This is a genomic window from Croceicoccus sp. YJ47, from assembly GCF_016745095.1.
In the GTDB taxonomy this organism is placed as follows: Bacteria; Pseudomonadota; Alphaproteobacteria; order Sphingomonadales; family Sphingomonadaceae; genus Croceicoccus.
This window is the reverse complement of the sequence record NZ_CP067087.1, coordinates 745,628-757,429: the sequence shown is the minus strand read 5'-3', so window position 1 is coordinate 757,429 and position 11,802 is coordinate 745,628. Positions and strand designations below refer to the sequence as shown.

Sequence of the window (11,802 nt, the reverse complement as noted above, 5' to 3'; positions counted from 1 at the left end):
ATGACCATCCCCTTGCCCCGTGTCCTGCGCGCTGGCGGCGCTGCGGAATATGCAGGCTATAAGACTGCAAAGGATTTTCAGCGGGCGGTCGCCTGCGGGGAAATGCCTCCGGGGTTCGATCATGCGGGCGGTGATGCTTGGGATCGTTTGGAAATTGACGATGCTATTGATCTGCTGAAATCCGCCACGAAGCGGAATTACCGCTGGCAGGAACAGGGGGCGCATCGTGTCTAAGATCGAATTTGCAGGTGTCCGTAAGAAGAAGGCAAAAGGCAAAACCTATTACTACTGGGCAAAGGCGAAGCCGTGGGTGCGCCTGCCTGACCCGCATTCGCGCCCTGACGAGTTTATGCGTAAAATTGCGCACCTTGAACGGGTCGAAGCCGAAGCCAACCGCAAGAGCCGCGAGGGCACCTTTGGAGGACTGGTTACGTCCTACCGGCAAAGCAAGAAGTTCAAGGATAGGGCAGCGAGCACAAAGAAGACATACGACCGCTATCTGCGCCGCTTGCTGGCGCGGTATCATGCGGCCCCGCTGGCTGAGATAACGCCAGAGGATATTCAAGTTCATGTTCTGGACCCCAATGAAGATACGCCGGGGGCTGCAAATGCGATGCTGGGCATTATGCGGGTGCTCTATACCTATGCGCGCAAGAGGCATCCCCGCCTGGACGATTGGACCGCGGGGCTGGAGCAATTCGAACGCGACGAGAACAACGAACGGCAACCTTGGCCAACCAACATGCTGGCGGCTGCGCTGACCGATAAGAACGATCTGTTCCGGCGGGCTGCCACGCTGGCGCTCTATACTGGCCAGCGGCCCGGTGATGTCTGTGCAATGACTTGGGGCGCAATCAAGGGCGACATGATCGAGGTGCGGCAGGAAAAGACCGGCGCGCGACTGGACATACCGATGCACCCTGAATTGCTGGTGATGTTGTCGACGGCACCCCGATCGGATCGGCATCTGCATATTCTGAGCAATACGCAAGGCGGTCGACTGACTGCTGAAACCTTCCTGACCTGGTGCCAGAAGTTCGGTCGGAAGAACGGATTCCGCTGCACGCCTCACGGTTTGCGGAAGAATGCCACCATCGCACTGTTCGAGGCTGGATGTGAAACCGCGCAGGTCGCGGCGATCACCGGGCATCGCTCGCTGCGGATGCTGGAACACTACGCCAAGGGCCGAAATCAAAAGGTTCTGGCGCGTTCAGCCATGCTGAAATGGGGAACGGATACGAAACGAGAACGGGAAAACTAGCGCAAAGAGGGAAAACCCCGTCGGTAAACCTTTGAAGAGAAAGGCAAAATAATGACCTCGAATAACGGGCCATTACACCGACGAGTTTACCGAGGCGCATTTGCGCGAAATGGTCGTGCGAGACCGGCTGGGCGCGGGAATTCCGGCGGCGGGGGTGGGCTGTGCCTTTTCGCGGGCGGCGCTCGCCCGCACGATGGAGCGGGACGGCCGCGATGCGCCGTTCACCCCCGACGCGCTGACCGAGGATTACGAGCTTGGCATGAAGATCGGCCGTGCGCCGCGCTCTCGACCATCGCGCGCCGGTTCGCCGCACGATCGTGCGGGGAAGGGCGGGCGCTTTGTCCGGGTGCGAGCCGCCGATGGCACGCTCATCGCGACGCGTTCGCCGTTTCCGCACCGGCTGGACGCCGCGGTGCGGCAAAAGGCGCGCTGGTTGCAGGGCATCGCTTTTGACGGGTGGGATACGCTGGGCTGGGCCTCGCATCCGTTCGAATTGTGGATGCGGATGCGCGACCGGCGCGGCCCGCTCGTCGCGATCGTGCTGGCGGCGGCCTATGTTGCCTTCGTCCTGACGGGCGCTCTGGGCGCGGCGCAATGGCTGGGCTGGTACAAGGTGCGCGAATTGCCGGATGTGGTCGACTGGATGCTCGTCATCACCACGGCTGCCTTTGCCTGGCGCGCATTGGTGCGCGCGGCGGTGGTGACGCGCGAATATGGCTGGGAAGAGGGGCTCGCCGCGGTGGTGCGCATACCGGTCGCGAACATCATCGCGATCATCGCGGCGCGGCTCGCGCTGGTGCGGTATGCGCGCTCGCTGCGCGGTGAGCCGACACGCTGGGAAAAGACCGAGCATGATTTTCACCCTGCCGAGCGTGCGACGTGAGGCGGCGGCGCGGTGCGCCCCTGATTGCGCTATTCGCGGTCGCAGGGGCGTGGATGGTATTTCGCGCCGCCGGGCCGGGACGCGACCTGCTGCTCCCGCCGCTCCCGCAGCCCGCGGTGTCGGAAGGGCCGGTAAATGGCAGGAGCACGGGCCCGGCTCTGATCGCGCAGAGGGGCGGGCCCGCGCCCCAGAACATGGCCGTCGATCGCGGGGATGGCCTGTCCCGAACCGCTTTAGAAGGCGATCGGCGCGCCATGTTCGGCATTGGGGCAGGCCAGACCGGTTCAGCTCCGCTGTTCCCCGACGCATCGCGCCTGCCGCGGGCGCGCCGTTTTGCGGATGCCGTCACGATCCCGCGCGCCGGCACGCCGCCCGTGCCCGGCGGCCGCATGGAACCGTCGCGGCGGAGCGAGCCTGTGCGCAGCGTGCCGCCCGGCACCGCGCGCTCGCAATCCGGCGCGCCGCCGCTCCGGCGTCCTCGCGAGGCCGCGTCGGGCTTGTCGGTCATCCCGGCACGCGGGGCGGTGGCGCAAAGAGGATCGCGCTGGTCCGCGGATGGATGGGTGCTCCTGCGGGAGAGCGGGGCCGCGGCGGCGGGGATCGGCGCGTCATCCTATGGCGGGAGCCAGGCCGGGGCGATCGTGCGGTATCGCCTTGGTTCGCCGGGCGGGCATGATCCGCGCGCCCACGCCCGTCTCACGACCGCCATCGACGGCCCGCGGCAGGACGAGCTTGCCCTCGGCATCGGGATGCGGCCTCTGTCGCGCGTGCCGGTCGAAATCCTGGCGGAGGCGCGGATCGGGCGCTTTGCCAGCGACACGCGGGTGCGGCCCGCCATCGTCGCGGCCGCCGGCCGCCGGCGGTGTCGCTACCCCTCGGTATCGAGGCGGAGAGCTATGTGCAGGCAGGCTATGTCGGTGGGCGCGATGCCACCGCCTTTGCCGACGGGCAGATCCGGCTCTCGCGGGAAATCGTGCGGGCGGGGCGAACGGCGGTCCGCGCCGGCGCGGGCGCGTGGGCCGGCGCGCAGAGCGGGGCGGCGCGCGTCGATGTCGGTCCCACCGTCGCCGCGCTCGTGCCTGTCGGGCCGGGCTTTGCCCGCATCGCGGTCGATTGGCGGCAACGGGTGGCGGGCGATGCGGAGCCGGGTTCCGGCCCCGTGCTCACGCTTTCGGCAGGGTTCTGATCACCACGATTGCGCGAGAACAGCGAAATAAACCGCAAAAACAATCCCGCCGGGTGCAGACACAGGCGCAGCATTTGTGCATAAGCCGCCATAGCCGCCCATTCGTTGGCGGCAATTCCGGCGGCCGGCGATGGATGTCTATCTCCCGATTGCGAATCTTTCGGTAAACGGTCTGGTCATCGTCCTTCTGGGCGGTCTGACCGGGCTGCTTTCGGGCGTGTTCGGCGTGGGCGGCGGGTTTTTGACGACGCCGCTGCTGATCTTCTACGGCGTGCCGCCAACCGTGGCCGCCGCCTCCGCCGCGAGCCAGGTCACCGGCGCCAGCGTATCGGGCGCCTTTGCCCATGCGCGGCGCGGCGGCATCGATTTCCAGATCGGCGGGGTGATGGTGGTAAGCGGCGTCATCGGCACCGGCATCGGCGCGGTGCTGTTCAACCTGCTTTCCGCGCTGGGTCAGATCGATGTCGTGATCAACATCCTTTATGTCGTGGTGCTGGGCAGCATCGGCATCGTGATGGCGCGCGAATCGGTGCCGCAGGTGTTTTCGCGCCATCTTTCCCGCTTTGCGAAACCGGCGACGAAACGGCGGCACCATCCGCTCGTCGCGACATTGCCGCTGCGCTGGCGGTTCTATCGTTCGGGTCTTTATATCTCCCCGCTGGCGCCGCTCCTGCTTGGCATGGGGGTGGGGGTGCTCACCATGCTGATGGGGATCGGCGGCGGGTTTCTGCTCGTGCCCGCGATGCTCTACGTTCTGGGGATGAGCGCGCAGGTCGTGGTCGGCACCTCGCTGTTTCAGATCCTGTTCGTGACCATGGCGACGACGATGATGCACGCGCTCACCACGCGGGCGGTCGATATCGTGCTGGCCGCGCTGCTGCTGCTCGGCTCGGTCACGGGGGCGCAGGTGGGGGCGCGGTTCGCGTCCAACGCGCGGCCCGAAATCCTGCGGCTGGTGCTGGCGGCGCTGGTGCTTGCCGTGGCGCTCGGCATGGCGGTGGGGCTGACGTTCCGGCCGTCCGAGATCTACACGGTGGAACCGTTGTGAGGCGGTTTTGGCGCATTCTTGCCGGCTTGTGCATCCTCGTGGGCGCGACCGGCGCGCGAGACCCGATCCTGGTGCCGGAAATATCGCAGCATGAAATCGTCGTGCGGCAGGGATTTACCGGGGCGGACCTGCTGCTTTACGGGGCGATTCTCGAACCCGACGGGACGCGTCCCGATCCGGACCGGCAATATGACATCGTCGTCGTGCTCAAAGGCCCGCTGCAATCGATCACCCTGCGCGAAAAGCAGAAGCGCCTGGGCATGTGGCTCAATGCCGACAGCACCAATCTGCGCTCGGCCCCGTCGTTCTATGCGTTGGCTTCGTCGCGGCCCGTCGACCGGATCGTTGATGACCGGACCGCCGCGATTTACGAGCTTGGGCTGCGCTGGCTGCAATTGTCGCCCATCGGCACGATCGACCCGGACGAGCAGGTCCGCTTTGCCGCCGGCCTTGTGGAAAAGCGCGTCGCCTCCGGCCTTTACCGGCAGGACGACGATGGCGTCTCCATCAGCGGCGATGTCCTGTACCAGGCGCGCATCCCCCTCCCGTCGAGCGTGATCACCGGCGAATATACTTCCGAAACCTTCGCCATTGCCGATGGCCGCGTGGTCGCGTCCGCCACGAGCGAGGTCACCGTCGTCAAGCGCGGCTTCGAACGCGGGATCGAGCTGTTCTCCATCCGGCAGGCGTTTCTCTACGGTCTGACCGCCATGGTGTTGTCGGTGCTGATGGGGTGGGGGGCCGGGCGCCTGTTCGCGATGGCCTGACGCGCCGTGATCCGCCGCGGTGTTTAGAGGGCGTTAACCCTGCGGCGATAGCACTCGTGGACGAAGGTTTCAGTCTATCGAGAATGGTATCGCCCAATGAACGACATGGTCTCGCAATTCGTCGCCGATCCCGCCGCCCCGCCGGAGGATGCCGCCGTGACGCCATCCGGCGCGGCGTCCCGGCCGATCGGCACGGTGTGCGACATCGCCGGCGATTCGTCGCGCGCCGTGCTCGATCCGGAGGCGTTGAAGGCCTGCGCCAGCGACGAGGATCCGACGGTCCAGCTTGCCGGCCTCGTCGGGAGCCAGATCAAGGTGCGGGCCGGGTCAAACTGGCTTCTGGCCAATGTCCGCACACAGAAACAGGACCTCGCGACCGGGCGGATCATCGCCGAGATCGACTTTCTGGGGGAGGGGCAGCACGAACGGCTCACCAACCGGATCCGCGGTTTCCGCCGCGGCATCAGCCAGTATCCCGTCCCCGGTGCCGAGGTATACCCCGCGACCAATTCCGATCTGGAGCAGATATACGCCAGTGACGGGCGCCCCAATATCCAGATCGGCAAGGTGTTTCCCACCCGCAATATCCGCGCGGGCCTCTATGTCGATGCGATGCTGGGCAAGCATTTCGCGCTGCTCGGCTCCACCGGCACCGGCAAATCGACGAGTGCGGCGCTCATCCTCCATCGCATTTGCCAGATGGCGCCGGAGGGGCATGTCGTGATGATCGACCCGCACGGCGAATATTCCGCGGCCTTTGCGGGCAATGGCGAAATCCTCGACGTGACGAACCTGCGCATGCCGTACTGGCTCATGAATTTCGAGGAACATTGCGAGGTTTTCATCACCAACGAAGGGCCGGACCGGCAGGCGGACATGGACATCCTCGCCAAATGCCTGCTGCACGCGCGGTCGAAGAACAGGCTCGCCGAAAAGATCGGCAAGCTGACTGTGGACGCGCCGATCCCCTACCTCCTGTCCGACCTGACCGGCGCGATTACCGCCGAAATGGGCAAGCTCGACAAGGCGACCAACACCGCCCCCTTCATGCGGGTGAAAAGCAAGATCGACGAGATCAAGACCGATCCGCGGTATCAGTTCATGTTTTCGGGCATGCTGGTGGCCGATACGATGGCCGGGTTCCTGCAACGCATCTTCCGCATGCCGGGCGAGGGCAAGCCCATTTCGATCATCGACGTATCGGGCGTGCCGTCCGAAATCACCAGCACGGTGGTGGCGGTGTTGTCGCGGCTGGTGTTCGATTTCGCCATCTGGGGCCGCGATGAAAAGACGCGGCCGATCCTTTTGGTATGCGAGGAGGCGCACCGATACGTGCCGAACGAACGCAATGCGGACGGTTCATCGGTCGGGCGCATCCTGTCGCGAATCGCGAAGGAAGGGCGCAAATACGGCATCTCGCTCGGCCTCATTACACAGCGTCCGTCGGATCTTGCCGAAGGTGTGCTCTCACAATGCGGGACTATCCTGTCGATGCGGCTCAATAACGAGCGGGATCAGGATTTCGTGAAGGCCGCCATGCCGGAGGGGGCGCGCGGCTTTCTCGCCGCGATCCCGGCGCTGCGCAACCGGGAATGCATCGTGTGCGGCGAAGGCACGGCCATTCCGATGCGCGTGACCTTCGACGATCTGGAGGAGGAAAAGCGCCCCGCGTCCGACGACCCCAGCTTTGCCGCATTGTGGAACGAGACCGGCGGCGAAAGCGAGGCGGTGGAGCGCATCGTGGGACGCTGGCGCGCGCAATCGCGATAGGACGCGCCCGCGCTCAGGTCCCCCGCGTATCGCCGTAGAGGTGAATGTGGAGCCTGTCCGACAGGCGGAGGCCGTGCTGCTGACAGAACGGTGCCAGCCATTGCATCCGTTCGCGCAATGTCGCGCTATCCGTCCCTTCCGGCATCAGGAAAAGCCGGTCGCCCGCCATGCCGAATGCGTCGCGCAGGCTCAGCACCGTGCGGGCATCGTCCTCGTCCGCGACCACGAATTTGAAGAAGGCCCGCGCGTCGGCGGCATAGGCCGCGATCCGGTCGGGCAGGAGCGCGAGGCTGGCGGGATTGCCGCTATGCGCGAGTTTCGGGCTGACGTTATATTGGTCGATCAGCGGGTCGAGCGCGGCGGGCGCGGCGACGGTGCCGTTCGTTTCGATCTCGACGTGGAAACCGGGCCGCGCCTCTTTCACAAGGCCCACCATCCGCGCCAGCGCCGCCCCTTGCAGCAAGGGCTCGCCGCCGGTCAGCACCAGCCGGTCCGCGCCGGCGCGCAACACGCGGCGCGCGACCTCCGCCTCCGGCAGGGCGAGCTGATTGGCGGGCCGCGCAAATGTCTCGCCCCCGCGATGCGGGCGTTCGTCCCCGGTGAAATGCCAGGTATAGGCCGTGTCGCACCATACGCAGGCGAGATTGCATCGCGACACGCGCACGAACACGCTGGGCCGCCCCATCGAGGGGCCCTCGCCCTGTAACGAGGCGAAGATTTCGGGTTCGCCCGGCGTGACGGTGGCGAGCGTCAGCATATGCGTGTCATCATGCGCGCCCGGCCTTATCCCAGCCGCGCCAGCGCCGCGTCGAGCCGCTCCGCCTCCGCCATGTGATGCGCGTGATCGGCGCGGGCCTTTTCGACCGCCTCGGGCTTTGCCTTTTCCACGAATTTCGGATTGTCGAGCCGCTTGACGAGGCTGTCGGCTTCCTTCTGCGCGGCGGCCTTCGCCTTTTCGAGGCGCGCGCGTTCCGCCGCGATGTCGATCACCCCTTCGAGGGGGATGACGAACACATCCTCACCCGCGCCGACCTGCATTGCGGGGCCATCGGGCGCCGGCGCGAATTGCACCGACAACAGCCGCGCGACCCGTTCGATCGCGGCGGCGTTGCGCTCGATCGCGCGGCGACTGGCGGCGGATGGCTCGGCCAGATAGGCGTCGAGCCGGGCGCCCGGCGCGATGCCCAGCTCGTTCTTCGCCGCGCGCAGATTGCCGACAAGAGCGATCAGCCATTCGACCTCGGCCTTCGCCTCGGCATCGACGGCGGCATCGGGCCGGGGCCATTGCGCCACGATCAATTCGTAGGGGCGTTCCCCCTGCGCATGCCACAATTCCTCGGTGATGAAGGGCATGAACGGGTGCAGCATCACGAAAATCTGGTCGAGCACCCAGCCCGCGACGGCGCGCGTTTCGGCATCCATCTCCGCGCCCGGCGCCGGCTTGATCAGCTCCACATACCAGTCGCAGAAATCGTCCCACACGAAATGGTAGATCGCATTGGCCGCCGCATCGAAGCGCAGATCGCCCAGCGCCCGGTCAAGCTCGCCCTGCACCGCGACGACGGCGCCGGTGATCCAGCGATTGACCGCGCTGGTCGCGGGCGGCGCAGCGACGGTTTGCGATGCGCCGATGCCGTTCGCCTGGCAGAAACGCGTCGCATTCCACAGCTTCGTCGCGAAATTGCGATACCCCTCGACGCGCTTCTCATCCATTTTCACGTCGCGGCCCTGGCTCTCCATCGCCGCCATGAAAAAGCGCAGCGCATCGGCGCCATACTGGTCGATCAGGCCGAGCGGATCGACGACATTGCCCTTCGACTTCGACATTTTCGCGCCATCGGCGGCGCGGACGAGGCCATGGAGATAAAGCCGTTTCCACGGGGCCTTGCCCATGAATTCGATCCCCTGCATCGCCATGCGCGCGTCCCAGAAGAACAAGATGTCGAAGCCGGAGATCAGCAGGTCATTCGGGTAATGCTTGGCGAGAAGCGCAGTCTTTTCCGGCCAGCCCAGCGTCGCGAACGGCCACAGGGCGGAGGAGAACCACGTGTCGAGCACGTCATTGTCGCGGGTGAGGACGGCGCCCGCGCCCGCCTTCGCCTGCGCCTCTTCCTCGGTCATGGCGACATAGGGCGTGCCGTCCGCGTCGTACCACGCCGGAATGCGGTGCCCCCACCACAGCTGGCGCGAGACGCACCATGGCTGAATGTTCTCCATCCAGTTGAAATAGGTCTTTTCCCATGTCTTCGGGACGATTTCGATCGCGCCCGAACGCACCGCCTCGATCGCGGGTTTGGCGAGCGTCGCGGCATCGACATACCATTGATCGGTCAGCCACGGTTCGATCACCACGCCGCCACGGTCGCCATAGGGGGTGGCGATGGTGCGCGGTTCGGCATCGTGCTGCGTCTCGTTGCCATCGGCGTCCTTCGTGACATGGGGGATGAGGAACCCGTCGGCCTTCATCCGCTGCACCACCGCCTCGCGTGCGCCATCGGTGCCATCGCGGCGGAACCGGTGCAGGCCGATGAATTCCTCGGGCACGCGCCCGTCGGCGGTCTGCACCACATTGCCCTCGCCATCGAGCATGTTGAGCATGTCGGCGGGCTTGAAGCCGGCGCGCTTGCCGACCTCGAAATCGTTGAAATCGTGGCCCGGCGTGATCTTCACGGCCCCGCTGCCGAGTTCCGGGTCGGCATGTTCGTCGGCGACGATGGGAATGCGCCGCCCGGTGATCGGCAGGACGATCTCCTTGCCCACCACGCTGGCATAGCGGTCGTCATCGGGGTGCACCGCGACGGCCATGTCGGCGAGCATGGTTTCGGGCCGCGTCGTCGCCACCTCGATATAATCGCGCCCGTCGGCGAGCACCGCGCCATCGGCCAGCGGATAGCGGAAGTGCCAGAAGCCGCCGGCGACGTCCTTCGTCTCGACCTCGAGGTCGGAGATCGCGGTCTTCAGCTTCGGGTCCCAGTTCACCAGCCGCTTGTCGCGATAGATCAGCCCGCGTTCGTGCAGGTCGACGAACACCTTGAGCACCGCTTGCGTAAAATGCGGGTCCATCGTGAACTGCTCCCGGCTCCAGTCCATGGAACAGCCCAGCCGCCGCAATTGCCGGGTAATGGTGCCGCCGCTTTCTTCCTTCCACTCCCATACCTTCGCGATGAAATCCTCGCGCGAGTGGTTGGTGCGCTTGTCGCCCTCGGCCTCGAGCTTGCGCTCCACCAGCATCTGCGTCGCGATGCCGGCATGGTCGGTCCCCACGACCCAGAGCGCATCCTTGCCGCGCAGCCGTTCGTAGCGGACCATGATGTCCTGCAACGTATTGTCGAGCGCGTGGCCGATATGCAGCGATCCCGTCACATTGGGCGGCGGGTTGACGATGGTGAAGGGCTTTGCATCCGGGCGCTCGAGCCGGAACAGGCCGGTTTCTTCCCAATGCGCGTACCAGCGCGCCTCGATCCCGGCGGGGTCGAACGTCTTGGGCAGGGCGCCGCCATCGGCCTGATCGGTGGGGGCGGGCGTGTCGGTTTCGTGCGTCGTCATGGCCCGCGCTTTGCCAGCGGCGGGCGAGGGGGGCAAGGGGATAGCGCAACGCGCGGCGCACATGGTGCATGGGGGCGCACGGGCACGCGCAGCGACCGATCCGGCGGGGCCGAAATGCGGCGTAAAGAATATCCGGAATCGGACCGACCATGCGCGCCGCCTTTACGAAACGCTTGTCGCGGGCCGTGATTTCGCCCATGAGCATGGCCATGCGCGAATGGGCAGATTTCGATACGATCGATGCGGAGGGTGGCCGCACGTTGAAAATCAGTGGGCCGCTGACGGTATCGTCGGTGGGGCCGCTCGATCATCGGCTCCGCGAAATCGACGAACCGCTCGACGTCATCGACATTGCCGAGATTACCGAGATCGACACCGTCGGCGCGTGGACCGTGTCGCGCGCCGCGGGGCATTTCGATGCCGAATTGCGCGGAGTGAGCGAGAAGGCCGAACGGCTCATCTCCGCCGTGCAGGACGCCAAGAGCGAGGCGGCAATCGCCCCGCCGCGGCCCGGCCCGGTCGAACGCGTGCCCGCCGCCGTCGGCGAGGCGGTCGACAATTTCGGCAGCGGGATCAAGGGCGTCGTCGGTTTCTTCGGCGCGGTCGTGTCCTCGTTTTTCACGTTGATCCGCCATCCGCGCCGGTTCCCCTTTACCGCGATGGTCCGGCAGTTCGAGGTGGTCGGCGTCGCCGCATTGCCCATCGTCGGCTTGATGAGCTTCCTCATCGGCATCGTCATCGCGCAGCAGGGCGCGGTGCAGTTGCAACAGTTCGGCGCCGAAATCTACACCATCAACCTGACCGGGCGGCTGTCGCTGCGCGAGCTGGGCGTGTTGATGACCGCGATCATGGTGGCGGGCCGTTCGGGGAGCGCCTTTGCCGCGCAGATCGGCACGATGCGCCTGACCGAGGAGGTCGACGCGATGCGGACCATCGGTGTTTCGCCGATGGAGCGGCTGGTGATGCCGCGCATTCTCGCCGTGGTGTTCCTGATGCCGGTGCTGGGATTTTACTCCTCGGTGCTGGCGATCATCGGCGGTGCGTTCATCGCCAATTTCGCGCTCGACATTCCGTTCTGGACGTTCCTGCTGCGCGTGCGCGAGGTGGTGCCGATCACCGACCTTTATATCAGCCTGATCAAGGCGCCGGTCTTCGGCCTGATCATCGGCATCGCCGGCTGCTATCAGGGGATGCAGGTGAAGGGCAATGCCGAGGATGTCGGCCTGCGCACGACGATCGCGGTGGTGCAGGGGATCTTCATGGTGATTGTGCTCGACGCATTTTTCGCCGTCTTCTTCAGCAATCTGGGTTGGGATTGATGCGATGAGCAGCGCACGCGCC

The 11,802-nt window shown here is 65.7% G+C and carries 10 protein-coding genes; 8 read left to right on the top strand and 2 right to left on the bottom strand.

Annotated elements, in window-relative coordinates:
- From JD971_RS03595 to JD971_RS03565, 7 genes are all read left to right on the top strand, one after another.
- Positions 1 to 234: a hypothetical protein gene (locus JD971_RS03595; RefSeq protein WP_202085997.1), complete on the top strand. Its 234-nt coding sequence runs from the start codon at positions 1 to 3 to the stop codon at positions 232 to 234.
- On the top strand, positions 227 to 1,261 hold the full coding sequence (locus tag JD971_RS03590) for a tyrosine-type recombinase/integrase (RefSeq protein WP_202085995.1): 1,035 nt from the start codon (positions 227 to 229) through the stop codon (positions 1,259 to 1,261). The genes JD971_RS03595 and JD971_RS03590 overlap by 8 nt, the downstream gene beginning before the upstream one ends.
- A 61-nt stretch (positions 1,262 to 1,322) precedes the next feature.
- Positions 1,323 to 2,144, top strand: a complete 822-nt coding sequence (locus JD971_RS03585) for a glycosyltransferase family 2 protein (RefSeq protein WP_256435303.1) — start codon at positions 1,323 to 1,325, stop codon at positions 2,142 to 2,144.
- An 862-nt stretch (positions 2,145 to 3,006) separates the two neighbouring features.
- Positions 3,007 to 3,330 carry a hypothetical protein gene (locus JD971_RS03580; protein WP_202085993.1) on the top strand — a complete coding sequence of 108 codons (324 nt, stop codon included), beginning with the start codon at positions 3,007 to 3,009 and terminating at the stop codon, positions 3,328 to 3,330.
- 130 nt (positions 3,331 to 3,460) lie between these two features.
- Entirely contained in the window at positions 3,461 to 4,378 is a 918-nt protein-coding gene (locus JD971_RS03575) for a sulfite exporter TauE/SafE family protein (RefSeq protein ID WP_202085992.1), read from the top strand.
- Positions 4,379 to 4,416: 38 nt separating this feature from the next.
- Positions 4,417 to 5,145: a TIGR02186 family protein gene (locus tag JD971_RS03570; protein ID WP_236672247.1), complete on the top strand. Its 729-nt coding sequence runs from the start codon at positions 4,417 to 4,419 to the stop codon at positions 5,143 to 5,145.
- Between the two features lie 96 nt (positions 5,146 to 5,241).
- A complete protein-coding gene (locus JD971_RS03565) occupies positions 5,242 to 6,915 on the top strand; it encodes an ATP-binding protein (RefSeq protein ID WP_202085990.1) in 1,674 nt (557 codons plus the stop codon).
- 13 nt (positions 6,916 to 6,928) lie between these two features.
- Here the strand turns inward: JD971_RS03565 and JD971_RS03560 are convergent, their stop codons facing one another.
- Positions 6,929 to 7,672 carry a 7-carboxy-7-deazaguanine synthase QueE gene (locus JD971_RS03560; RefSeq protein WP_202085988.1) on the bottom strand — a complete coding sequence of 248 codons (744 nt, stop codon included), beginning with the start codon at positions 7,670 to 7,672 and terminating at the stop codon, positions 6,929 to 6,931.
- A 26-nt stretch (positions 7,673 to 7,698) separates the two neighbouring features.
- Positions 7,699 to 10,461 carry a valine--tRNA ligase gene (locus JD971_RS03555; RefSeq protein WP_202085986.1) on the bottom strand — a complete coding sequence of 921 codons (2,763 nt, stop codon included), beginning with the start codon at positions 10,459 to 10,461 and terminating at the stop codon, positions 7,699 to 7,701.
- A gap of 209 nt (positions 10,462 to 10,670) precedes the next feature.
- Here JD971_RS03555 and JD971_RS03550 point away from each other — a divergent pair, with 209 nt between their 5' ends.
- A complete protein-coding gene (locus JD971_RS03550; protein WP_202087303.1) occupies positions 10,671 to 11,780 on the top strand; it encodes an ABC transporter permease in 1,110 nt (369 codons plus the stop codon).
- The last annotated feature ends 22 nt before the right edge of the window (positions 11,781 to 11,802 follow it).